The organism is Clostridium sp. AM49-4BH, assembly GCF_003478335.1.
Classification (GTDB): domain Bacteria; phylum Bacillota; class Clostridia; order Lachnospirales; family Lachnospiraceae; genus Butyribacter.
In genome coordinates this window covers 64,171-89,527 of the sequence record NZ_QUFB01000005.1, presented here as the reverse complement: position 1 = coordinate 89,527, position 25,357 = coordinate 64,171, and the positions used below count along the sequence as shown (strand labels likewise).

General features: G+C 41.2%; 26 protein-coding genes and 2 pseudogenes. 1 reads left to right on the top strand and 27 read right to left on the bottom strand.

Features of this window, described 5'->3' with window-relative positions; all coding sequences use genetic code 11:
* Positions 1–18 precede the first annotated feature (18 nt).
* The 27 genes and pseudogenes from DW981_RS02860 to DW981_RS02730 all read right to left on the bottom strand — a co-directional run bounded on the left by DW981_RS02860 (position 19) and on the right by DW981_RS02730 (position 24,496).
* Complete coding sequence (locus tag DW981_RS02860; protein WP_347474494.1) at positions 19–1,278, bottom strand: NlpC/P60 family protein; 1,260 nt, start codon at positions 1,276–1,278, stop codon at positions 19–21.
* Complete coding sequence (locus DW981_RS16085; RefSeq protein ID WP_347474493.1) at positions 1,230–1,955, bottom strand: hypothetical protein; 726 nt, start codon at positions 1,953–1,955, stop codon at positions 1,230–1,232. The genes DW981_RS02860 and DW981_RS16085 overlap by 49 nt, the downstream gene beginning before the upstream one ends.
* A gap of 85 nt (positions 1,956–2,040) precedes the next feature.
* A pseudogene (locus DW981_RS02855) lies at positions 2,041–2,337 on the bottom strand (hypothetical protein); the annotation flags it as partial.
* 116 nt (positions 2,338–2,453) lie between these two features.
* The gene (ltrA, locus tag DW981_RS02850; protein WP_118506701.1) at positions 2,454–4,247 is read right to left on the bottom strand and encodes a group II intron reverse transcriptase/maturase; all 1,794 of its coding nucleotides are present in this window, start codon (positions 4,245–4,247) and stop codon (positions 2,454–2,456) included.
* A gap of 531 nt (positions 4,248–4,778) precedes the next feature.
* Positions 4,779–6,858 (bottom strand): annotated as a pseudogene (locus DW981_RS02845) (DUF87 domain-containing protein); the annotation flags it as partial.
* Between the two features lie 92 nt (positions 6,859–6,950).
* Entirely contained in the window at positions 6,951–7,463 is a 513-nt protein-coding gene (locus tag DW981_RS02840) for a PrgI family protein (protein ID WP_118506700.1), read from the bottom strand.
* A 12-nt stretch (positions 7,464–7,475) separates the two neighbouring features.
* Positions 7,476–7,886, bottom strand: coding sequence for a DUF4313 domain-containing protein (locus DW981_RS02835; RefSeq protein ID WP_117831121.1), 411 nt, complete (start codon positions 7,884–7,886; stop codon positions 7,476–7,478).
* 12 nt (positions 7,887–7,898) lie between these two features.
* Complete coding sequence (locus DW981_RS02830) at positions 7,899–8,741, bottom strand: hypothetical protein (protein ID WP_117606312.1); 843 nt, start codon at positions 8,739–8,741, stop codon at positions 7,899–7,901.
* Between the two features lie 54 nt (positions 8,742–8,795).
* Positions 8,796–9,176 (bottom strand): electron transporter RnfA, encoded by a 381-nt coding sequence (locus DW981_RS02825; protein WP_117606311.1) that lies wholly within the window; start codon positions 9,174–9,176, stop codon positions 8,796–8,798.
* A 266-nt stretch (positions 9,177–9,442) separates the two neighbouring features.
* Positions 9,443–9,982 carry a helix-turn-helix domain-containing protein gene (locus tag DW981_RS02820; protein ID WP_242998380.1) on the bottom strand — a complete coding sequence of 180 codons (540 nt, stop codon included), beginning with the start codon at positions 9,980–9,982 and terminating at the stop codon, positions 9,443–9,445.
* 123 nt (positions 9,983–10,105) lie between these two features.
* Complete coding sequence (locus tag DW981_RS02815) at positions 10,106–12,301, bottom strand: VirD4-like conjugal transfer protein, CD1115 family (protein WP_117606309.1); 2,196 nt, start codon at positions 12,299–12,301, stop codon at positions 10,106–10,108.
* A gap of 6 nt (positions 12,302–12,307) precedes the next feature.
* Positions 12,308–13,426, bottom strand: a complete 1,119-nt coding sequence (locus tag DW981_RS02810; protein ID WP_117606308.1) for a PcfB family protein — start codon at positions 13,424–13,426, stop codon at positions 12,308–12,310.
* Positions 13,426–13,830, bottom strand: a complete 405-nt coding sequence (locus DW981_RS02805) for a hypothetical protein (protein WP_006858865.1) — start codon at positions 13,828–13,830, stop codon at positions 13,426–13,428. Before DW981_RS02805 ends, DW981_RS02810 begins: the two co-directional genes overlap by 1 nt.
* 9 nt (positions 13,831–13,839) lie before the next feature.
* A complete protein-coding gene (locus DW981_RS02800) occupies positions 13,840–15,024 on the bottom strand; it encodes a hypothetical protein (protein ID WP_118506699.1) in 1,185 nt (394 codons plus the stop codon).
* Between the two features lie 29 nt (positions 15,025–15,053).
* Complete coding sequence (locus tag DW981_RS02795) at positions 15,054–16,496, bottom strand: relaxase/mobilization nuclease domain-containing protein (RefSeq protein WP_347474492.1); 1,443 nt, start codon at positions 16,494–16,496, stop codon at positions 15,054–15,056.
* Positions 16,483–16,815 (bottom strand): plasmid mobilization relaxosome protein MobC, encoded by a 333-nt coding sequence (gene mobC / locus DW981_RS02790; protein WP_117606306.1) that lies wholly within the window; start codon positions 16,813–16,815, stop codon positions 16,483–16,485. The genes DW981_RS02795 and mobC overlap by 14 nt, the downstream gene beginning before the upstream one ends.
* Before the next feature lie 4 nt (positions 16,816–16,819).
* Entirely contained in the window at positions 16,820–17,341 is a 522-nt protein-coding gene (locus tag DW981_RS02785) for a multidrug transporter (protein WP_117477939.1), read from the bottom strand.
* Between the two features lie 393 nt (positions 17,342–17,734).
* Positions 17,735–18,712, bottom strand: a complete 978-nt coding sequence (locus tag DW981_RS02775) for a DUF3991 and TOPRIM domain-containing protein (RefSeq protein WP_008117417.1) — start codon at positions 18,710–18,712, stop codon at positions 17,735–17,737.
* A 4-nt stretch (positions 18,713–18,716) separates the two neighbouring features.
* The gene (locus DW981_RS02770; RefSeq protein ID WP_004611525.1) at positions 18,717–19,256 is read right to left on the bottom strand and encodes a JAB domain-containing protein; all 540 of its coding nucleotides are present in this window, start codon (positions 19,254–19,256) and stop codon (positions 18,717–18,719) included.
* Positions 19,257–19,365: 109 nt separating this feature from the next.
* Positions 19,366–20,361: a DUF5688 family protein gene (locus tag DW981_RS02765; RefSeq protein ID WP_118506698.1), complete on the bottom strand. Its 996-nt coding sequence runs from the start codon at positions 20,359–20,361 to the stop codon at positions 19,366–19,368.
* Between the two features lie 462 nt (positions 20,362–20,823).
* Positions 20,824–20,997, bottom strand: a complete 174-nt coding sequence (locus DW981_RS02755) for a hypothetical protein (protein ID WP_015516967.1) — start codon at positions 20,995–20,997, stop codon at positions 20,824–20,826.
* Between the two features lie 5 nt (positions 20,998–21,002).
* Positions 21,003–21,452: a hypothetical protein gene (locus DW981_RS02750; RefSeq protein ID WP_006859711.1), complete on the bottom strand. Its 450-nt coding sequence runs from the start codon at positions 21,450–21,452 to the stop codon at positions 21,003–21,005.
* A gap of 8 nt (positions 21,453–21,460) precedes the next feature.
* Positions 21,461–22,381, bottom strand: coding sequence for a ParM/StbA family protein (locus DW981_RS02745; RefSeq protein WP_117922569.1), 921 nt, complete (start codon positions 22,379–22,381; stop codon positions 21,461–21,463).
* 58 nt (positions 22,382–22,439) lie between these two features.
* Positions 22,440–22,619, bottom strand: a complete 180-nt coding sequence (locus DW981_RS02740; RefSeq protein ID WP_055225095.1) for a hypothetical protein — start codon at positions 22,617–22,619, stop codon at positions 22,440–22,442.
* 229 nt (positions 22,620–22,848) lie between these two features.
* On the bottom strand, positions 22,849–23,244 hold the full coding sequence (locus DW981_RS16080) for a DEAD/DEAH box helicase family protein (protein ID WP_347474491.1): 396 nt from the start codon (positions 23,242–23,244) through the stop codon (positions 22,849–22,851).
* Positions 23,245–23,324: 80 nt separating this feature from the next.
* Entirely contained in the window at positions 23,325–23,924 is a 600-nt protein-coding gene (locus DW981_RS16075; protein WP_347474490.1) for a phospholipase D-like domain-containing protein, read from the bottom strand.
* Entirely contained in the window at positions 23,894–24,496 is a 603-nt protein-coding gene (locus DW981_RS02730; protein ID WP_118506697.1) for a class I SAM-dependent methyltransferase, read from the bottom strand. Before DW981_RS02730 ends, DW981_RS16075 begins: the two co-directional genes overlap by 31 nt.
* 293 nt (positions 24,497–24,789) lie before the next feature.
* On the opposite strand from DW981_RS02730, the gene DW981_RS02725 reads away from it, so the two are divergent.
* The gene (locus DW981_RS02725; RefSeq protein WP_118506696.1) at positions 24,790–25,326 is read left to right on the top strand and encodes a hypothetical protein; all 537 of its coding nucleotides are present in this window, start codon (positions 24,790–24,792) and stop codon (positions 25,324–25,326) included.
* Positions 25,327–25,357 lie beyond the last annotated feature (31 nt).

Here is a 25,357-nt window from a genome sequence, read left to right as displayed (position 1 = left end):
GCCCTCTCTGCCAATTTTCTATGGTCTGCCAATTACTACAATCTTTCCGACACTTGCCACATCACGGTAAACTACGCCAACTCTTTCATTCAGGGCTTCTACCACCTTGCCATTGCCGACATATACTGCCACATGGCTGATATTCTTATATCTTCCGTTGTTTGTGAAACTGTAAAAGATAAGATCACCAGGCTGCATTTCATCATAAGATACGGTCTTTCCTGCTTCATCAAGTCCCTGTGCTTCTGCCGCTGCTGTAGTTGCTCCTCCATAACTGATATTCACACCTGCATCCTTCCATGAATAATACGCAAGTGAACTGCAATCATAATAATTGCCACTATCTCTTAGTTCCTGACTGTAAGGATAACCCACTCTGTGAAGGGCATAAGAGCAGACTGCTTTCTGCCTGCTATCTGTAATACCACTGAGGATTGCATTTATTTCATCCTCTGTCATGGAACTTACTCCGGGGCTTCCACCGCCTCCACCGCTTCCACTTCCAGCATATCCAAGCTGTCCCATAAACTCAGGACTCATGATCTGCTCAAGCATTTCTACCTGATCAGAATTAAATCCATAAACGGAAATCATATCTCTGTATGATTTGAGCGTAACATTTACATACAGTACCGACTTCGTAACAGTTGTTACATTGCCATCTGCGTCTGTTTCCTCCACATCTTTTGTTCCACTACTTGTAGTATAAGAACACATATCATTTACTACAGTCTGCAACCACCCCTTTGATATATCATTCATAATTGTTGCAGTATCGCCTACACCATACTTAACCATGTAGACCGCCATAATGTCGTAGTAGTTACTTGGATTTTCATCCATTCCCTCATAATCTACATACACCAGTTCGCCAAAGTCATATCCGGTATGTTCATTCACTTTGGTATTCACATCACGGTTAAATTCAGACACATAAGCACTTGTAACTGTCTGCACTGTATCTCCTGACTCCAGCGGCGGTAAAAATAAGGCAAATGGTGAATTATAAAGAATCGCTATCACAGCAATAACCGGAACTGCAACGATTACCACTAAAAGAACCAACAGCAAAAGTACAAGTCCGATAATCGGAGCTGCCGCCTTTATCCAAAGAACTGCCTTTTTTACAATCAGATCTTTTACCAGTTTTACAACACTGTCCGTCTGATTTTCCTGTTCTTTCATCTTATCCAGAAAAAATTTAATCTTTCTGCTACGGTTCGCTGCTTTCACATCCTTCGCCTCGATAGATACACCTGTGGCATAGCCTGCCGCCATGCCGACTGCTGTACCTGCTCCCGGTGCAACCGCTGTACCTGCGCTGTGGTTGCCGCTTTTGCCGTAGTTTTGGCAGTTTCTTTTGCAGTGTTCTTAGCAGTTTCTTTCGCTGCTGTCTTTGTCGTGTCACCGGCAACCTTTTTTGCCGTATCACTGGCAGCTTTCTTTCCCATCTTTTTTGCCAGTTTCTTTCCTGTTTCTACCTTCTTGATACGCCTCTTTGCTTCGGCTGCCGCTTTCTTTCTGAAAAGTGACGCTCCCCTTGAAGCAGTTCCCGTAACCGGACGGCTTACTTCATATGCAAGATAAGCTGCCTGTGACACTTCCTGCCCGCCTTCCACCTGCTCTGTAACTGCTCCAGCCGCAAGTGCTCCCGTTCTTCCTGCTATATGAAGATTGGTATTCTTCGTCTTGATAGAAGTATTGGACTCCCGTATATTTCTCTTAAATTTTGAAGGTTCCTTTTCTTTCTTCTCTGCCTGATGAATGGTACTCTTACGATAAGACTTCTTTTTACCTGTATCATTTATCTTTGCACTGGCAATTTTCGGACCACGCTGTACGGTGTAAATGTTACTGCCCTTAATTTTAGCCTTCTTCGGTTCATGCATATGAATCTTAGCTTTTTTCTTAGTGTGAATGACCATAGGCTTGTCATCCACTTTTTTTATCTTCAATGTTCCCACCTTCTTTCTGTATCCTTAAAAAAGGTAAAAAAGTAGCCATCCGGAACTTAGTCCAAATGGCTGATACATTGCAATTCTAATCAGCAAATTTTGCCTCCCTTTTCTTCTGCTCCGCAATCTTTTCGTGGATATTGGTGTTATACAGTCTGTAAAGGTCAGTGTCCTTGCTGATCTGGTTATCAAACGGAATTACCACGGAACCACACTTGATAAGTCCCATTCCCGATGCAGTATTGGTTACGAAACGAAGCTGTGCCTCTGATACACCGATAACCTCTGCCATCTTGGAACTGTCTGTATTCGCCTGCTTTAAGAGTGCAACAAACTCAGAGTTTGCAAGCATTGTAGTGGCGGTGTAGTTCTGTAAAAGGTCGTAGGGTAGGGCAAAGGCGCCTTATTGCATAAACAACAGGTTTCCTACACCCTCCCTCGGAACCGGACTTACATGTCTCCATGTATCCGGCTCCCCATTAGTAATTTACATATCGCTTATTTATGGATTCTTCTATGACAATCACTACAAACCACTAACGTTTTTCTGCGCTTAGCTTTCATAGTCAATTCCCAATCAGAATTACCCAATTCGTTTAAGTTTCTTACTACATGCACCTCATATAAATCTGCATGCTTTTTCCCACATAGTTCACAAACGCCAGCATTTAACCTTTGTCTGATTGTGGATTTCCAATTGAATTTTGTTCTTTGGAACACGATGTCACTAGCCTCGCCTCTTTTGCAATCAGCGATTTTTACAGGTCGCACTCTCTTTGTTCCCTCTTTGGTTTCATAGGGAACAGACCATGTTTTTCCGTCCTTGTACTGTCTGATAATTTTGTGAATTGTAGATTTATGCTTATTGGCTATCGTTTTCAAACAGCTATATTCCATTAAATAACAGAAATAATCAAGGGTATGGTAATCAACCGCTAAATTATAATAATTCAACAATCCTCTCATTTCTGCATTGTACTGTTCCACTATCTCACTGTCGGACTGATTTAAAAGTGCTGTTCTGTGGACTGGCTTAAATTTGCCATCTTCTGTCTGAATAATGGCTTTCTTTGCAAACATAAATTTCTCTATCTTTTCCGTATGAGGAATTGTAAGAGCAACTTTGAGGTGTAAGGAACGTGACTTACGCCACTTTCCGTTTTTCATCTTATAGCCCTTTATTTCCTGACTTCTTCGGACACAAATATCATATCCTAAGAAGCGTACCTTTTCAGAGCTATGTGTTATCAGCGTTTTTTCTTCACTAAGTGTCAATTTCAGTTCATTATTCAGAAATTCCGCTATTTCCGCTTTGAGTGCAATGCACTCTTCCTTTGTTCCGCACACTCCTACCAACCAATCGTCGGCATAACGCACAAACGTAAATTTCTTGTTTGTCTGTGGGTGGCATGGTATCTTATGAATTTCCTTTTTCAGATGTTTATATCGGTCAATTAATTTTTGCCTTTCATTGACATCATCTGTGTGGTCAATCCAATAAGATATTTTCTTCATCTCATTATCCATTTCTCTGTATTCGGGTGTTTTTCGTTCTTCCGCTTTTCTTGGCTTATCAAATCTTTTCTTGATTTCCTCAAACTTTTGGTCTAATTCATTCAGATAGATATTTGCAAGTATCGGAGAACAAATACCGCCTTGTGGAGTACCGCTGTACGTTTTATTATATTTCCAATTCTCCACATATCCCGCTTTTAGAAACTGGCGAATAATGTTCAGAAACTTACTGTCTTTGATTTTTCTTGCAAGAATATCAATCAATATTTCGTGGTCGATATTATCAAAACAACCTGTTATATCGCCCTCTATAAACCATACAACGCCTGTGAAGTCAGAGGAAATCTGACGTAATGCTGTATGACAACTCCTGTTTGGTCTGAAACCATGGGAGTGGTCGTGAAAGACTGGCTCATAGATTGCTTCCAGTATCATTCTGACAGCTTCTTGCAATAGCTTGTCCCTAAAGGACGGTATTCCCAACGGACGCTTTTTCCCATTTTTCTTCGGGATATATTCACGCCTTACGGGATTTGCCCTGTAAGTTCCATTCTGTAAATCCTGGATTAGTTCCTTAATATATAATTCGCTGAATCCGTCTGCGGTATCATCATCAATACCTTTTGTTGTTGCACCTCTGTTTGCATAGAGTTTTTGATAGGCGGCATAATAAATATCTTCACGTAGCAAATATCTGTACAGCCTTGTGAATACACCGTCTTTGTGTTCTTTAGAACTTTTTGCGATACGCTCTAAAATCTCTGATGTTGGTTTCATTGAGGTTTCTCCTCCCTTTCATTCTTACAATTTTAGATGTTACTAACTAGCTCCCTTCGCCATGTAGACGCTATTAACGCCCTCGGACTACTACGGAGCTTCCGTTACCATATCAGACAAATGAGCCTGACTTAGGCAATCCCCAGTTAACACTGTGTATAGGTTTACGAAGATTGTCGGACCTGCTTCCAGTTCTTTATGACGTGTTCTCACGCCTGTCCCATAACATAATGATAGTTGCTTTATCGTAGTCGATGATAAAACAGTGTTATGGCATGGGTTTCAAGGCTTATTCCCATATCTGCAAAAAACAGAAACTCGAACCTCACATTCGATAAATACAATCTAATCCTCATATCTTCTTATCATTGGAGTACAGTCGCACCTAAAGCCTTTTGGTGACTAACCCCTTTCTCACCATGCGATGTTCCCGTATGGTGTTTCCACCAAGTCGGTAAGGTGAGTTGATTCGCTCACTATCATAAGCGGTAGCACCTACGCTACTTTACACAATGCCCTATCTGGGCGCACCACGACGTTCTGGGTGATACCCGTGCACAGTCCACCTTGTTTCCTCACCTTCTTCCAGAGCTGCTGTAAATATTTTGCAGAATACTCCGAATTAAGCAGGACATGGAACTCATCAATATAGAGCCAGGTTGCCTTGCCCTTCTGCCCGTTTTCTACAATTCTGTTTTGAATAGACTCCATCATAACAAGCATTGTGATAGGACTAAGCTCCGTGCCTAAGTCCCTGATACCATATACCGTGAATCGGTTATCTACATCAACATTTGTCTGGTGGTTAAAGATATTAAGGGAACCATTTACAAAAAGTTCCAAAGACAATGCGATATCCTTTGCTTCGTCCTCCGGCTGTTCCATAAGGATATCGTAGAAGTCACTCATTACCGGAATATACTTTTCCCTGCCCCTTGCAATGTCGATATACATCTTTCTCACGCAGCGGTCAATGATTGATTTCTGTCTGGAATTTAAGCTGTCCCCGATACACTGCTCACAAAGACCAAGCATAAATTCCCCTTTTTCCCTTATCATTCCCTTTGAATCATTCGGATCAAGACTCCACACATCCATCTCAAGCGGATTTACATAATTGTCCGTGTATGTGGACATATTTACCACGGTTCCACCATAAGTCTGTGCAATATCAAAATATTCGTTCATCGGATCAATGACGATAATCTCATCATCTCCCGACAAGAATACGCTGCCCATTTCCATCTTACAGAAGAATGATTTGCCGGAACCCGGCACTCCGAATACAAAGCCATTTCCGTTTATCAGCTTCTTTCTGTTACCGATATTTACATTCTTACTGATCTGGTTGATACCGTAATAATTACCTGTGCTGTCATTCAGTTCCTGCACATTAAACGGCATAAGCACCGCAAGCGACTGGGTAAGAAGGGTACGCATTGTTTCCACCTGTCTTACACCAATCGGAAGTGCCGTGTTGAGTGCTTCCCTCTGCTTTAAGTAGTGTGTATCAATCGTACAACTGTTACGCTTTCCGATAGTCTCCACTGTCTCACAGACGCTATCAAGCTCTTTTTTGCTCTCTGCCATAAGAATAATAGTAACTCCCACGAAGAAAAGGCACTGGTCATTCTCACGGACATCATCCATAATTGCCTCAATCTCTTTTTTCTCCGTTCTCTTTGCATAAGAGATTTCTGTGGAGAAGTCATTGTTCTTATTACGGACTCTCTGCTGCTTGATAATATCCGACTCAATACCAAGGTATTTCTTCTGAAGCACCTTTGTGGTCAAATCCTTTGGCACAGGCACTACATCAATACTGGTAATGGAGTGGACAGGAAGGGAAGTAATCTCATTGATAAATCTGTCAGATAAACTGCTGGGATACTTCTTAATGAAAAGTGCCTTGCAGTATTTACTCTCGTCCTCAAAATGGTCTGGGAAATATTTCACCATACCATTACATAAATCATTCTTAAAATCTGCTCCGACCTTCTTTGCCTTTTGATATCAAAATCAAAACTGCCCTCATCGCCAAGATGGTAATAGTCATAGAGCACTTTCAGCCTTTCATTGCCGTTAAGCGGCACAATCTCCGCCCCCAGTTCAATGAAAGCCTTGTGTATTGTTGCCTCAAGTGTGGCAAACTGTGCCTTTGCCTCCTCAAAGTTCTTTCTCTCAATCGTGATCGTCAGGTATCTTTCCTGTTCAATCCCCTGTCTGCCCTCAATAATCTTCTCCTCAATAATGTCATTGTAGATTCTTCGGTAATTATTGAAGCCATCGTTTTTCTCTGTAATAAGAACCTTATCACGAGGTCCTCCATATTTTTGTTCTTATTGTTAATCGTAATCTTATAATTACAGTCCAGCGAATTTAAGAATTTGCAGTATCTTTCAAAAATGCCGATCTGCTCATCCTCCGTTGCCGTTGTGTAATTGATGTCCTGAAAGCGGTAACACTTGGAATACTTATTCCTGCTTACTTCAAAAATACCGTTTTCAGCCACCGCCATAATCTCTATGGTTTCCTGAATGGATTTAGGTGTCTTATACAAAGGCTCACTCGCCTTCTTTAATAACTTAAATCCGTCTGTAAATAAACCCATGTCTCTAACCTCGCTTTCTTATAATGAAAGCCCGCCGGGAACTTCACCCTGCGGGCTGTGTTCCCGACCTTTCGGTCAGATACTATTCGTTTCTAATGCATTGCCTTATATACTGCAATGCCTGCTACTGCCGCCACGATGACTGCGACAAGTCCAAACAGCATGTTTCTCGTCTTTTTCTTCATTGCTTCAAACTCCTCCTGCTTCTTTACAGCCGAATCAGCTGTTACAGTCTCCGGTTCAGCCTTTCTGCCTTTCTTCTTTACCTGTTCATTCTGTTCTGCTTCTAACTGCTTTATTGCAGGCTCTCCCTCTGTTGATACATAGGTAAGTGCCCTGTTACCAAACATAAAATGCAGTTTCTTTCCCATATACTCGTAGAAATTCATCCCGTTAAAGGAATAGAATCCGCCAAGAGCAATCGGTGCCACACATGGAATTGCCACATAAGCAGAACCAGTAAGACCGATATATTTGTAAAGAAGAAGGACAATACCGCCACCAACCACTACACTTGCAATGGAAAATATAAGCTGCCTTGCAGTAAGTCCCATCGCAACCGATTCCTGATAGCGGTCAATATCCTTGTTTACTTCGATTACCATTGTCGCTTCCTCCTATCTTGATAAATCCTTTTTCTCCGGCTTTCTTGTCATTCCAATATTCGCCTCATACTTATCCATTCCATCCGGACACAGTTCCCTAAGCTTGTCTACATTGAACAGATAAAGAGGATATTCACAGAACCCGCTCCTTTGCGTGAATCCAGTAAACTCTCCAAGGTCGTTATCTGTAATAAACTTTTCAATATCCGGCATGTCATTCACATTCAGATATCCGCAGTAATTTGGTGCTGCAACCGACAAATTCACAGTCACATCCCCAAAAGGCTCCTCATATCCATCTTCATTACACATAAGACCGATAAACATTGCCCTGTTATTCATATACTGCTGGATATCAAATGTCACCTGCGTTTCTCCGGTTATACTTGAATTATAAGTAACCTGTTTCTTTTCATTATCCATTTCTACCTCCTTCTATAATCCAAATGCCTTGCTTGTAAGTGTCTGTGCACCCTTCACGCTTCCAACAGTCATTGCTATCGTAAATGTCATTTCACACAGATATATAAGTGTCTGTGCCCAGTCAGCATAACTTCCTGTAAATGCCGGAAGTCCTGCATTGATAAATGCATTACATACCACAATCGCAAGTGCCATCGTTACTGCCTCAAACACACATGACAAGAAATATTTACAGTAGGTAGCCATTGTATGACTGACCATTCTGTTTCCTGCCATCGTGGAGCAGGCAATCGCACCAAGCGGCACAATAATCAGAATCTTTAAGAACCTGAAATACACTGTGTAGATGATAAAAAATCCACAGATAATAATGATGATTGCAAGCAAAGCTGTAAGTATCAGCATTACCAGACTTTCACCAAATCCGAGTCCCTTAATGATGTCTGCCTGTGTACTGTCAATGGCAAGCTGCATCGTTGTCCCGGCAGATATAAGTCCCACCAGATTTCCTATGGAAGTAAAAAATGCTTTCATAATCGTGACATTATTTGCAACAAACCATTCTGCAAGTCCCAGTCGGATAAGCATACGCAGGATTGATTCAAACCTCATCTCATCTTTTACGTCTATGCTTTCCGAGCAGAAACCGATAACAAAGAACAGCACAACAAGGGAAGAGCCGACCGCTACAAAGACCGGCTCAATACCCTCAATGACTGCCCAGGGACCTCCGCCCTTGAAACTGACCGGTGACTGTCCAAGCATTGCAAAGACCAGGGATATCTGATTGTTCCAAAACCCAAACACCGCCTCAAGAAGTGCAAGGATCTTGTCTCCAAGCTTAAAAATATCCATACTTGTTATTCACCTCTTTCCTTTTACTAAAAGGGGAAATACATTTCCCCAATCTTAGAAGCCTAAGAATGTCAGAACTGTTGAAATACCAGCCATCATGACACCTGCCACAATCCCTTTCAGAGCGGAGTTCATGGTAGATGAATCCTGCTGCTGATATGCTTGTGCGAACTCCATGACATTCTTTGCAAGAATAATGACACCAACAGCACCAATGACTGCAATAATAAGTGTCTTTAAGTTCTCAAGTGGCTGTGTTACTGCGGAAGTACCTGTACCTGCTGCAAAACAAGTAGTGCTCATAAGCATTACTCCCATAAGTGCTCCGGATACTGCCGGAACGAATCTCTTTTTTAAGTGAATGAATCTACTCTTCATGCCTTTCTCCTCCATCTGATTGTTGTTTGTTGTTGAAATAACCTGTTCTTTTCTCATGTTGTTTAATCTCCTTTTTTGAAGTGACAGAAGCGGAAAAAGCCAGAAAGGAATACACATATTCCAATCCGGCTAGCTTTCCGAACGGAATATATGCATTCCTTTCTGTCCTGTTGATAGTTACTCTATGATAATCAGGCAATGCCTGTTGTACTGGTTAATCGGGCTTTCCCCGATGCGTTTTTGCTGTGACCATCTCCTTTCAAGGTATGAAAAAAAGCACCTTAACCATATGGCTAAAGTGCTAATTTACTCTCAAATTTGCTTTATTCTAAAAGCATTCCATCAATTATTGCAAACTTTGTCTTAAATATAGATCTATTCTGGCAATATCGTAATATGACATCCTGTACATAAGGTCTTGTACAATAACTGTCTACCACAATCTGTTTATCTTCCTCTTTCTCTATCCTCTTAAATATGCCTTTTTCATTCCAATCCGTCTTTACAGCATCTACTAAATCATTACTCATCTCAAGATGTGATAAAATCGTGGAATTCAACTCGGTTTCTTTAATTTCAGATATTTGTCCATAGTCATTAAGTTGCTTCAATTCTCTCTTAATTGCCTCCGTGTAACTTGTCATATTATTATCTCCTATCAATAAGTATTCAGGTGTTACATCTAGTGCCTTTGCTAGTTGTAAAAGATTATACGCACTTGGCTCTTCATTGAGTCTACCTTGTTCATAACGTCGTATACTCTGAACAGATATATTTGTTATCTTACCCAGCTCTTCCTGTGTATAGTTTCGTATATTACGCAACTCTTTTAATCTATCTGCAAAAGTCTTTTCCGTATTCATCCTGTACCTCCAATATAAAATAATTTCTGTCTTTTGTAACTGCTCACATGTTAGTAGTCCAATAAGCTGAAGCATACCATGTGAGCAAATTATATCATATACTCTGTAATATATCTAAAAACATTACTGCTTCTTTCGATATGAACTCATCTTCTCCACAGTAACCTCCGGATAAAAGTAAGTAAGAATCGTTGCCTTCGGAACTCCTGCCGCAAGTGCCTTCTTCACTTCCTCTTTCTGCTCCGGTGTATATGACCAGTGCAGCATTCGGTTTGTGATTGTATCCTCCCACTTAGGCTTTTCCCTCTCAGGATTCCTTACAGGCTTAGTACCAGCACTTCCATTAGAAGAGTTAGCACATTCTGTAGTATCAGACTTCTGTGACTCATCGACATACTCAAGCTCATTTGCCTGCTCCCTGTCAATCTTTGCTTTCTGCTCTGCCTCATCCTGCATGGAGAATCTTCTGCTTAACTCCGCATCACCAAGCATCATAAACTGCTCATAGGTAAGAGAATCTATATACACATTCTCGCCCTTATCCCTCAGCTTTTCATAATACTTAACTGCCTTGTCTGAAAGAATCTCAAATGGCGGACCGATAAGATTATCTGCTCCTCTTATCTGATGAACATAAGGCTCTCCCTTGCCATCTGCTGTCTGGTTAAACATCGAATGATTGAACGGTATGAACTTATTGTCCATGATAGGATCAAAACCACGGATAAAGATAATACATTTCTTATTATCCAGCTTTCTGACTTCATCGGGTGTAAACAATTCTCTGCCTAATACATCATAGTTTCTTGAAGAGCTTCCCTGTCTGCCCTTTGTTTCTCCACTTGACTTCTTATCAATCGTACCTTTTCCAAGCAGCTCTGACACATACTTATGCGTACTCTGCTCGTTTCCACCGAGATAGATGAACGTATCGCAGTTGCCGGGAATTGTCTCCCAGGTATCTTTAAAAAGTGCTTTTAACTGGGCAAAGTTCTGAATAATGATAATACTTGAAATCTCACGGCTTCGCATTGTCGATAACAGTGAACAGAAGTCATCTGGCAATGCGACATTCGCAAATTCATCTAACATAAATGTCACATGGATTGGCAGCCTTCCACCACAATTAAAGTCTGCCTGATAGTACAATTCCTGAAATATCTGCGTGTATAACATACCGATAATAAAGTTATAGGATTTGTCACTATCCGGGATTACACAAAAGAGTGCTGTCTTTGTCTCCCCATCTCCGTTTACACCAATACCGATATCGGACAGATTAAGCTCATCTTTGGAGAGTAATCGTAAAACCTGCTTATTTTCAAGAAATGCAAGTCTTGAGTTGGCACTGATGATAATGGAACGGACGGTATCTCCTGCACCTCTCATACATTTGTTGTACTGCTTGACTGCCGGATGATTGGCTCCGAGTGGGGAACTTTCCTCTAAAAACTTCATACGCACATCCAGCTTTGATGCCTTCCCCTGCTCTGTAACCTCTGCCTCTCCAAGAAGTTTAAGTACTGTCTCAAAGTTTCTCTTTGCCGGCTGTACCTCCAGCCACACATAATAAAAGATAGCCTGTAAGAACAATCCTTCCGCTTTTTCCCAGAACGGATCACTTGGTGTCGCTCCCTTTGGTGTCGTATTGCTGATAAGGTTTGTAATCAGCTTGACCACATCTGTTTCCTCTCTGATATAGGAAAATGGATTGTAACAGTCTGATTTATCCATCTCTAACAGATTAATGACTTTCAGGTTATATCCGTTATTTTTTAACATCTGCCCGCAGCTTCTAAGGATTTCTCCCTTTGGATCGGTACAGATAAAGGAACAGTTATGCGGCATCTGCATCAGATTCGGCTTTACTTCATAAAATGTTTTTCCTGCTCCGGAACCACCACAGATAAGGATATTTCCATTGAGCTTGAGTCTCCTGAAATCCAGCGACATCTTCACATTCTGGCTGAGTATCCGGTTGAAATTTTCATCCTTATCTGCAAGTATCTTGTTGACCTGCTTCGGATTTTCAAATCTTGCCGTACCAAATTCTTTGCCAGGCATATAGTTTCTCTGACTGGTGTAATACATGACAATAGCCATCGCATAGATACCTAATGCAATGGCTACTGCTTTTACTGTATTGGAATTGTAATAATTGGCAAAAGGAACAGCACATACCTCATTGAATCTGTCCATAAATTCATTAAAGGCAATCCCTTCCGTCCACGCACCATTTATCAGATAACCAAGATACCCTGCTAACACTGCACCCACAAGGATGAATATCAGTGACGGCATTTTCTTTGTTGTCTGCATAGGCTGCTACCTCGCTTTCTTTGTGGTAACAGTTTTCTTCTGTGTGGTCTTTTTCTGCTGCTTCTGCACTTTCTCGTAACGCTCCCTGACAGATGACTCCACCTTGTCGTAGTGAGTATAAAGCTCGGTTCCTTTCTGGGTTGTCACCACACGATTCTGCTCATCGTAGAGCTTATAATCCTTGGTTGAATCAAGGAAGGTAAGCATTGTCTTTCCACCATGAATCTCCATGATGTTTTCCTTACGGAGCCATACATATCTTGCCTCTTCTCCCCATGTGCCGGGAACTCTGGTCTTAACAGCATGGTCATTTTCTTCGATAATCAGCTTCTTGCTGATTGTCACATCTGACAGGTTCGCATTTTTTGATGCTGCAACTGCCCTCATTCTCTCAGCAAGGTCCTGATAGCCTCTGACACGGTTGATAAATGCATCCTTGTCCATCATGACTGTATGGGTGCCATCCTCATTCTTGCTGCCAAGCACACCGATTGTCTCAAGCTGTTTGATAACACTTTCAGCCTGCTCACCATTGATACTGAAATTCTCCTTGACCTGATCCACACTGATAGCTTTCTTTTCCATTGCAAACATTCCGACCTTTTCGATCAGTCCGTCAATAGCGGTATTAACCCTATCCCCTTCTATCGTGTGGCTTTTCTCGTTTCCCTGCTGTTTCTTCAAAAAATCCATCAGCTTGCCAAGGGATTTTTCATCTCCATTCTTCAGATAATCGTCAAATGTGGCAATCTTACCAAACTTGAGCTTCTGTATCATCATATTCACACGGGGAACTGCCTCAGTATGGAAGATAACCTCACTCAGTCCATCTTTCCTGTTACAGTCTGGAAGTACCGAATACAGGATTCCATACTTCTTTGCCATCTTTTCAACCTTTTTCATATCTTCGGTATTAAACTGCAACACCTGTAAATCGCCACCTTTTAAGATCAGCTTTCTCATGGATGTCTTGCCAAGTGACTTTTCATAATCAAGCATCCCTTTTAAGAAATCTATTGCCTTCTGCATGGCAGCAATGCCGCCGCTTCCTACCTTCATGGCAATCTCAATGCCATCATAAGCTACACGGATGATCTGCACCGCTTCCTGAATCTCTTCTGCCATTATCGCACCTCCACTTTCTCTCTGACTGTTGTTTTAAGTGTTTCTGTCTCTGTAGTACGGATTTCCTCGGCTGATACATCAATACCATAAGCAGTCAAAATATCTGCCAGATGATTGATTGCTTTCTCCTCCTCGATACGATACATTTCAAGTGCCACAAGCAGGTTTTCCACCTGTTCCACCCATGCAGGCTTCATATCATATTTAGACCTGTATGTGACCATAATCTCGTCCGACTCAGCCTTATCCGCTGAATGTGCCAAAGCTTCAATAAGAGAAATCGTGTCTTCCTTGCTGCCGCTTCTGAATGCGAACTGGACAACAAAGTTTTTCTCTTCCTCTGTAAATTGATGCTCCACACCATTCATCTCTGTTACTGCTTCATTTACTACTGCTAAATTCATAAGTTCCTCCTAATCTGCCATGCTGTTTTCAAGCACAGCAATCTCAATGATCTCCTTCATCTTTTCCGCTGAAATGTTGTTGTTTATAAGCTCTACAAGCTGTGACTCAGTAAGTCCCTTTTCTATTGCACTCTTAATCTGCACAAGCTGCGCCGGAACAAGGTCTCCCGATGCAACCAGCTTTACAATGTCTGCCCTTGACTTTTTCTTAAATGACAGTCTTGCAAAAAGGCTCACCACTCCGCTGTTGCTGCTCTTTCTCACACTTCTCTCAATCGGAAGTCTCTGCACCACATTTCCAGTACCATCAACTACCGGAATCTGATAATAGACCGGAATCCCGTTTGCCACAGCCTGCATATTCTGAGGAACTGCAACTGTATCAACCATCTTTTTATCTGCCTGTGATACGGACTGGCTTTCCTGCGGCTCTGCCTTACTTTCTGCTTCTTTTTTATTCTCTGTGGCAACACTTATGATCTTATCTTCCAATGACTCTATTCTGTCTCCCATACGCTTCATCTCCTTATCCTTTTTCTCAATATCATCCCTGAGTCTTGCAATCGTACTGCTTGCCTTATTCAGTTCATTCTGCTGACTGTTGATAAGAGCATCCTTATCCTGGTTCTCCTTGACCAGACGCTCCCTGACTTCCTCATCATCTTTGGAAGTTTCTATTTCAGAAAGCTTCTTATTCAAGGCATCATACCTTTCATTCTGGTGATTGATCTTTTCAACCACTTCATCCATCTGAGCTACAAGACTTTTCACATACTCTAAATCCTGTGGCATCTGCTCTTTGGCTTTATTAAGCTTTTCTAATACCACATCAAACATCCTGCGCATATTTACTGCTGTATCATCTTTTTGGACTACCTCTCTGATTGCATCAATCGGCACACCTTTTTCATAGTAATCCAATGCTGTCTGCATCTTAGGTGCTGCCATCCTGCTATCTTTCAGCAGCGTTAACAACTCTTCTGATACACCCTTATGCAGGCATTTTGATAACACCTTCATCTGTTCAATGTCATAACTTTTGTTAAGATACAGACCGATTTCATCATCAGTCAGTCCATATTCATAATCGCTTTTGACAAGAGCAATGACCTCACTGTCCATATGCTTATTACGAAGAATCTGTATCTTTCTCTCAATCGCCATTTCACTTAATGGCTCTCTTTTTTCTTCCATATATGCCTCCTAACCACTAAAAAAACAGCCTAACGTATCGGCTGTTCTTTTCTGTCTCTTATTGTTTCTTTGTCATACTGCTTCTCTTCTGCCGAAGCTGATACAGTAAGTTCCTTCCATATTGATTTTCCAAGGCTAAGTTCCTTTGATACCGCCCGTTCTGCCTTACAGTCCTGTGCATACTTGCTCTCATATTTCTTTCTAAGACTCTCGACCTCTTCCACACTGTATCCCTGTGCTAAAAGTTCAGTGTTAAGCCTTTCCCATGCATTGTGCTCATCTTCAAAGAAGGTATCCCCACTCTGATAACACGATTCCGCATCATCAAGCTCCCGGATCTGTTCAGCCTTGTCAAAAATATCTTTGAATCTTTCCTTAGCCTTATAGGTCTTACTCTTTTCCTTTGATGCTTCTTTCTTCTTATCCGTCAGATTATCAAGTACCGAAACAAGTTCTTCCGCACTCTCAATCTTATGCCTTACCAAAAATAGATACTGCTCCTGCAGCTTATGCATCTTTCGGATATCATCCCTATACTTCCATACCTGACTGTATGGCTTCTTTTTCAGCTTTCCAATCCGATAAAGCTTTGCATAATATCTTTTCTGCAAGCCTGACATCTTCGCCCTGCGGTATCTTTTGACATAGCACTTTACTATCGCTGCCTGTTTTTCCTCATTCTGTGACTGGTAAAAAGATAAATCTTCCTTAGCAATACGCTCCACAATAGCTTCCTGTGAATAATTCTCGCCAAGAGTCTTACATCTTCTGAATCTTGTCATCCCCTGTGGTCTGACTGCCAGATACTTTCCCTGCTTGACCTCATATCCTTTTTCCGACAGCAGTTCCAGAAATCCTCTGAAATCATTTGCCTGTAAAATGCAGGCATCCAAATCTCTTTTTATCATATCTGCCCACACAAAGCTGCCTTCACGATATTCGCTCCAATCCTTATAATTCTCGTGCTGTTTCTCTTTGCTGCCATCCTCCACATCTATAATGGAAAGACCATACTCCTGACACAGCTTATTGGTAATCGGCTGGATATACTTTGCCCAGTCACCTTTCTCGTAGCGATACTTTTTCCCATCCACAAAGCTTACACTGTTAAATACAATGTGTGAATGAACATGGTCTGTATTATCATGAACCACAAATACCGCTTCATAGGCATCGCCAAGATATTCTGCTACAAACTTCTGTGTTATCTCAAAAGCCCTGTCCGGTTCCACCTCATCCTCTTTGAAGGAAAGAATGATGTGATACCCCTGTCGCTTGTCTGTTTTTCCAAACTGCTTCTTTGTATCCATCATCTGTTCAAAAGCCATATCTGCCTGACAGTTAACAGCTCCCACAAGTCTTCCTCTCTGCGTTTTCTCAGGATTCATCACATAATCCAGTGCCCGTTTCAAATGCCTTGCATGAAAAGAATTCCCGCTGTCCTTCATGTGAAGTATCTTACTGATTGCCAATCTTTACCACCGCCTCGCTGACAGACTGATTCAGCTTTTTCATATATGCCACAAGCTGTTCCTTATCTTTCTTGGAATACAGCTGTGCATTGCTGTTAAATACAATCTGATTGATGTTAATGCCGATTCGGTTTATCTCATTGATAAGCTCTTTAAAAAGTTTCCTTACTTCCGGATAATCATTTGGTTTCTGACTGATTAGAAGCCTGATATATTCGGCTTCATTCATTCCATTTGCCTTTGCCTTATCAGAAAGTACCTTCGCTTCCTGTGGCATAAGTCTTAGTGTTTTCCTTATACAATGAACTTTATCCGCCATAGAATCACCTTCCTCTCTTACCCGTACTGTATTCTCTTACTCCTTCTGCTACTGTTACAGCAACTTTTTCCAGTTCTTTATTACCCAGCTGGGCAATAACCCTGTCTGCAAGCTCTGTGGCAACTTCTATAAGTTCCTTACCATAACAGGTTTTATCAAACAATCTGTCCAGTCTCTTTTCATCTGCTTTCAGACTTTCATACTTGCTCTGATACTCGTTATAGTCGTTAAAATCCTTTGGATCACTCCTGTGTGCTTCCGCATCAAGTATCAGTTCATAGTTCCATTCACAGACAATATCTATAACATCATCTATCGGGTATGGTTCAATTTCACCATTCTCCTCAGCTACATCCTGCCTGTACATCTTCCCATCTGAATCTATGCCAATGGCATAATCATGTCCTTCCATATAGTTAAGCAGAATTGCAGCATCTTCTATCGAAGGGTTTAGTAAGATATCAAATGTGTCTGCCCAGGCAATAAGTTCCTCTGGTTCTGCGATTATTGTAAGTTCTTTATCCATTGCTTTCCTGCACCTCCCTTATCCGTGTTTTGTATATCTCTTCCACCCACACGCCTGTCTGAATCTCTTAGGTTTACGGCTAGATACGCATTAGAGACATCTCTGTCCTAATGCCATCTAGTTAGGGAGAAAATCTCCCTAAAACCCTCTGTTTATGAAAGTGGGGGCGCTTTTTGCCCCCACTTTGCTACTTTGGGGGCGCTTTCTGCCCCCATTTTGTTATTTTGGGGGCGCTTTCTGCCCCCACTTTTATTTTTACTTCAGTCCGGATTTTGTCGTGTCCAAATTGTGGGGGCACTTTTTGCCCCCACTTTGACATTTTGGGGGCGCTTTCTGCCCCCACTTTGCTGTTTTGGGGGCACTTTCTGCCCCCACACATCAAAATCCGGTTTCTCATGCCCTGACTGGTTCATCTGCTCGCTTATTCATCCTGTTCAGATTAAGCTTTGCCGCTACAAGCCACTCGTTGTAATCCTTATATCCGGCTGGAGGCGGGCAGTCTTCTACCTCATATCCAAGCTCATAATATTTTCTCATAAGTTCAGCTGCTGCTTTTCTCCCCGGCTCATCTCCATCAAGGCAGAACCGGATGGAAGTAATCTGCGGATGTTCCCGAAGAAAAGTCTCAAGTGGTGCATCTGCAAGCATCCCAAGTGCCAGCTTATTCGATTCATAATCTGCGAAGATATCGACATAACTCATAAGGTCGATTGCAGCCTCAAATACTACAAGCTCTGTACTGTTAACATTTACCACATTAAATCCATAGTTTTTATCATTTCCTGTGACATCACACTTGAATGGCTTGCCCTGCTTATCAAACACTCCCCGCATACTTGCAAATCTTGTCACTCCATTTTTATCATTTCCTTTGAAAACAACATTGTGGTAATGCCTGCTCTCATAAATCAGTCCATCTTTTAAAAACAGATCTATGACAGTCCTGCTGATTCCTCTCTCCTGATTCAGATATGAAATAAGATAGGAATTATCTCCTGCCAGTTCCGGTAGGACAAATGGCTTTCTCTCCTCTGCCTGCTTCTGCGATACCTGATGAACAAGAGGCTGCTTTACAGGCTTCTCAATTCTTCTGTATCCTGCGAAATCTAAAAGCCAGAACACAGCCTCTTTTACACTCATTCCACAAAATACCCGTAAGAAATCTATCTGTGAGCCGCCATTGTTGCCTTTGTCAAACTGCCTTGACCATCTGTACCAATGGCTTCTGTTATAGATACGGATGGAATCCATCTCCTTTAAAGTGTGGTATTTGCCAATCCTCTTTACTGTATACCCAAGGCTTTCTGCTACTGCACACAGGTCAACACTCTTTGCTATGGCAAGCTCTTCATCCGTAAATCTTCCATCCATGCTTTCACCTTGCCTTTCCCTGCTCTGCTACAAGCGGTGACTTGATATCAAGTGTCCGGTAATCTGTGCTTAGTGTAATCTTAGGATTATCAATCATGCCTTTTTCCCTGAAACTGAAAAATTCACGATTGTCTCCACCGACTATGATATGGTCAATGAGCGGTATTCCCATCAGTTCACACAGCTTGTTCATGCGGTCTGTCATCATCGTGTCTGCCTTGCTTGGGAATACATTCCCGGATGGATGACAATGGATTAACATCATGCTTGCCGCATTGCTTAGGATACTTGATTTAAACAGCTCTCTCGGATGTGCCATTGCCTCATTTAAAGAACCCACACTTGCAAAATGCACATTGATAGGTTTTAAATCTGACCTTAGATTGACCACACACACTACTTCCCTGTCAAACTGGCACATACAGTCTCCCATGACAGCAGCTATATCCGCCGGATTGTTAAAGGTGTGCTCCGAATAAATCGGAGCATCCTTTACAAGTCTTACCGAAACCACATCAAGCTTGAAGTCATTCTTCTTTGGCATCAGACACCGCCTCCTCTCCAAACTCGACACGGATAACAAAGTCACCTTTCTGGCTATTTATGAGAGCAATGAGTTCTTCCATTGTAAGTTCCTGCTCCATAGCTGCCTCCTATCTGGACTTTTCCTTCGCGTCATATACAAGGGGAGGTTCTGCAACGATACCATCAAGTCTCTTGTTTGGTGTATCAGTTGCAAGGGTGAGTTTTCTTAAATCCTTATCATAGTGATATACCTGATTGGAAAGTCTCTCGTCCAAAGACACCTCCTGCATGTTTACCTCGACTACCATCTGTGCAAGCATCTCAGGGCTTCCCATATCTGAAAATACTGCAATAACCTCATGCACACTCGAAGGGAGAATATAAAGGTCACTCTCTAAACTCTCTGCCAGCTCATGAAGCTCATTCTCATAAAGCATGGATGCTGCACCATTGATACCCTTTTCATTGGAAATCACCCACATCGTCTGCTCCGGTGGAATCTCGGCTATCATCATATCTGCAATCTCCTGTGGCATCCCATCCCTTGCGAACATTTCTCTCATAATGTCATTCATGCTTCGTACTACAGGTGGGAAGAGTCTTCTTGTGTTTTCCGCTGCACACTTAAAGAGCTGTTCCTCACTCATTCCAAGTCTTTTTGCAAATTCATTTGTAATTTTTGAACTCTGCACCGCATCCTTATCTGCACTGATTATTACCTTATACACAATAGAAAGATCCTGGAACTCTCTGTGCGGCACCTGCTCCAAAAATGTCTTATTCTGCTCTGTATTGATGAGCTGGAATACAATCTTCTCGTTAGCATCCCTCATAATGCTGTCCACATCAACATCCGGAGCCTGCTCATATGCCCTTTCCATGAAGTCACATGCAGCCATAAGTGTTTCCTCAAGATCACCACAGTCCTGATACTTCTTATACATGTCATTGATATAAATCGTAGGCGAAATGTTCCTGCCTTCTTCTCTTAAGATGATGCCATCAAGAGTCACATTCACCTTTTCCACTGGCTCTGCCACAAGTTCCACTCCTTTGAACTTCTCAGGCATATAATCCATAAACTTTTCTTTTACTACTTCCTTAAAAATCTCATAATTCATCATATTACGGTTCCTCCTTAATCTAAAAAAGCAGGGAACATAAGTCACTGGCTTACATTCCCCGCAAGGTTAATTGTTACTGTTTATTCTTTTTCTTTCTTCCACGAAGTCCGACTCCAACACCTGTAATAAGTGCAAGTGCACCAATTCCAAGATAAAGAAGCGGATTTGCATTGTCTCCTGTCTGTGGAAGCTTAGGCTCTGTCGGTACATTGACAAGCTTAAGAGTTGCTACAACAACATCCGGTGCATTATCATCATATCGAAGTGTTACATCGTGCCATCCACCCTTGCAGTGAACTATTTATCTGTAATGCACGGGACACATAGGACTGTCCCGTATTCTGTGCATCTTAAACTCCTTTCATTATACCAGCTCTCTTATTTTAAAGAAATACTGCATAAGTCTTCTGTTTTTCTTATAATTTAAGAATAAACCCTTTACCTGCATACGCTCACCTCCTCTCAGAATGTGCCCATTCTTACGAATGAAAGAAATATCCTTGCCACCATAGCGAATAGAAGAAGAATTATTCTGGCAAGTCCTAAGACCAGCTTCAACGCTCCAAGAATTATCCTTAATATCCACTTGAGTATCTCTAAAATTACTGTTCCTACGGCTCCCATAACTCTTCTCATAATAATCAGTCTCCTTTCGACATCCATCCCATTGCAAGTCCTGCAACATCTGCATCGTCCATAACATCTTCTGTAGGTTCTTGTGCTTCACTATTGGCTGCCTGCATTATTACCGGCTGACCAACATTCATCCCGGATATCACTCCGCCTAACAGCCTTATGACCTCTTTCCTAGCCTCATTGGTTGCTACTTCAATGACTTCTTCCTTAATATCCTCAATATCTTCTGACCGGATATATTCAGCCCTCTCTTTTTCCTTCTTCTTGATAACAAAGGTTTCTTTTCCATAATTATCAATATAGAACTGAATCGCATCTATGATGAACTGGTTCTTAGATTTGAAAATCTTCGGATCAAGGTTCTGAATCACATCATTGATTTTCACATGCTGAGGATTGCTCATGTTGAGGCGGACAGAAGTTTTTACTTCATATTCAAGTCTTCTTCCCATCATCTGCCTCCTTATGATAATCGCTTAGTGCTTTTAAGTCCCATTGTGGCAAGCTGCTCATATCCTCTTGCATTTGCCTTTACATCAAGGTTATAGGAAATGTTCTTAGCATCATGACTACCAAAATTCTTCATCACAACTGCCCCGCCTCCGACAAATACAATCGGTGTAGTTTTTAAGTTATACCCAAACTCACGGATTGAGTTATATACCTTATCGACAAAATCCTCTATCTCTGCCTTGATAATGGCAAAGTATTCATCATCAATATCTGACCTGCCATATCGCATGATATTCTGTATCTCTGACTCGTCTACCTCTCCGTTAAGCTGTCTTACACACTGCTCATTGATAGAACGCATACAGGTAATAAGACCTTTTGGAATCGTCACACACTTTGATTCATCCGGTGACTTGTTGATTACCGGCATAATGTCGATTGTCCAGCTACCGATATCTACTATCAGCGTTTTCTTTGCCATTGTAGGAATCTTGTCCACTACTGCTGCATAGCACTGAGGAAATACTGCCACATCATCAATTTCAATATGATACGGCTCATTCTCATATTTGAAGCTTACACGCTTATTCTTTGTCAGGTACTTGATAAAATCATTCTTCTCAGCTCCAAATCTTGTAAGTGGAAGTCCTACAGCAAGGAATACTTTTGCCTCTTCAAGACCTCTTCTTTTAAGTTCCTTAGCAACTGTTGCAAGAGTGAGAAGATAAAAGCTGTCATCTTCAACCTTGGTATCCTTTACTTCCTGCCTCACAGTTCCAACCTTATAGAACTTTCCTTCATACTCAAGTACATCGCCGAAAAGTGCCGGAGTTGTTGTAATCTCCTTAACACCTGTGACAAATACCTGAGAGATTGTTTTCATCATTGACCAGCCATGATCAATGCCGATTACTTCTAACTTGTTATTCATGTTCCTTTCACTCCTTTTCTGTATTGTCTGCATTATTGTTTTGCAAAATTTCATATAATTACCCACACCCTTTCAAGTGCTCAGTTTTGTCAGATGCAGGAATATCATCAGACCTGCCATAAAAATGCTTTCTCACTAATTTCTCATACAGTTCATCACTCTCTGCCTTAACTTTCATAAGACAGTAGAGAACCACTGTACTAATAATGATTACGAACCAAATTAACACCTTGCCCATTCGACCACTCCTCTCAAATAAAAAGAGGACCAAATCAGCTGATGGAATATTCCATCTCAAGTGCTAATTTAGTCCTCACTAAATGTTTTTGATATAAAATTGTACCTAATCTAAGCGCACAGATTCACTCTCAGACTGATTGTGGACATCTGTGATGCTGACTTGAATTTTCGGTTTAATATTGCAGCGCTGCCCTATCTTTACCGCTAAAATGGTATAAAAATAAGGACTAAATTAGTGCTAACCCCTTGATTTTACTGGGTTTCTCTAACTTTGTCCTTATTATAACGCGCTCATCATCAATAATCAGGTAATCAAAATAATCCGGGGCAAAATAATTCTCCGTCAGATATTCACTCCTGCCAAGCGTGGCAACAGATGCAAATATTACAGACTTATCTTTATCTTTCTGCTTACCATAAAAGAATCCGTAGTCGTTTGATTGTCTGACATTTCTAAATGATATGGCAGCTTGCTTTAATATTTCTTCTCGGTGTGCAACAAATAAGACTTTCTGGTATTTAGCAGAATCAAATGCTGCCAAATACGTTTTTCCAATGCCCGTAGCGGCATGGACTAACCCCTTTGTGGCGCCTTCTGACCTGCTATCTGCTAAGGCGTACAAGGCTTCGATCTGTGGACCCCTTGGCTGGAATAGTTTTCTTACCGGCGTATCGGAATTATCCTCAACAGCATCATATCTTGCTAAATCTTTGGATACAGCCGCTTATGCCAATTTTTTGAATATCGTTTCAATTCATTATCATCAATTATGATAGAGTGATTTTCAAACAAATCCTGAAATGTGTCATAGAATAACACAAAATCTTTATGGTTGTCCTGGCTGTTAAGACGATAATTCCATTCAATTCCGGAAGTGAGGGCACTGCGTGATATGTTGGAAGAACCAATATATATGTCTTCGTAATTTTCGTAATGAAAAATGTATGCTTTCGGATGGAATGAACGATGTTTGTCGTTATAGAATCTCATGTCTACGCGATTTCCAAGTTCGTTTTTTAATAGATATAAGGCTGAGGGTTGCGTAATTCCGAGATAATTTCCGGTTAAGATCCGGATCTGCACACCCCTGTCAAGAGCTGTTTTTAGGTCATTTAAAATGAGCCTGACTCCGGACTCCATGAGAAAGGAAACGATAATATCAATTTTCTTAGCATGTAACATACTTAATTTTAACTGGTAATATAAATAGCGGTTTCTATTATTGTCACCGGTCATGACGTCGGTCTGTTCTATTTGCGTTTCGTCAATGTCTAGCTTTTTCGTAAAATTAAATTGAGCCATTTTTCATCACCTCTTCCTGGTCTGGCATCAGCAGTAATCCATTCTTCTTCTATCGTTAATTCTTTAAATTCTTGAATAAAAATATCAAAGGATTTTTTTGTCATATATGTAAAATATCTTCCATCTTTTACTCCTTCGAAAGTGCCATACTTAAATGATGTGTATATAACCCCTCCTTGTTTTAGGGCTTTGGTCATTTTCTTCAGCACGTCAGTCAGTTCATTGTGCGGCAAATGTAAAATTGATGAACACGCCCAAATGCCATCGTATTTATCGATTTCGGATAGTTCTTGAAAATACATTTGTTTCACTTCGATTCCCGTATATTTTTCTGCCAGCCGGCAGAGTTCTTCAGAACCATCAACGGCATCTACATGAAAACCGAGTTCGAGGAAGTATTTCGTGTCTCGACCTGATCCACAACCAAAATCCAGAATGTAAGAATTCTTTTCGAGTTTGGAAAGAAACAAATCCTGAATTTGAGTTATATTTGCGTTGACTGTGTTGTCGCAAAACTCAGCGGCATTGCGATTATAGTATAAAATTGTTGAATCATAATAATTGTTTTTCATTGATTCCACCATACTTTCTATAGCTTGTATCATGTACCATAATGGAAGTTGATATAATAAAAATATTATATTCTATAATTAGAACAATGACAATCGGATAGTCTGTTTTTTGGATGCGCAATGGTAGTGCCACTAGATTTTCATTTGCTAATCCTCCGCCTGCCTGTTAATATATAACTATAATTACTGTGTATGGATTTTCGTACGATCCACACAATAATAGAGCAAGCAACAAAGCAAACAGTATGCCCTGGGATTCGCTCTAAGCGGATCTGGGAGAATGGAGGTTCACCATGAACAAACAAATTTCTAAGATTTTGACAATGCTGGTGATCGTATGTATTTGCGTGACAACAGTTGGAGCGGAAGCTTCTGCATCTGCGTACAAGATGTTTATGTACAAGAAGGGTGTGAAAGTGTATCGGGAGGCATCGCTTACGAAGGGAAAGAAGCATTATACGAAAGGAACCAATCGCAAGGATGAAGCTACGCAATATCAAATTGTGAAGATGACGGGTGAGCGCATTGTGGTTCGTCCGCAAAAAGGATATTTCGACAGTGCCGATCCTTATTTTTTGAAGAAAAAGATTACGTTGAAGTTATCGAAAAAATGCCGATTTTATTACACAGATGTATTGTTTCCGTTAGATGGGGAGAAACGAAAATATCGTCGTGTGTCCAAGAAATCGGTCAAGAAGTACATGAAGGAGTTAAAGATTTACTATTCACAGATAGAGAATGTCGGCAAGTATTACAATGGTGGATATGCCGGTGAAATTTATATGAAGAATGGGAAAGTGGTGGCTGTACTCAGTAACGGCGGTGACTGATGTTGCAGTGTCTGTGGTGACTGACGCTGTG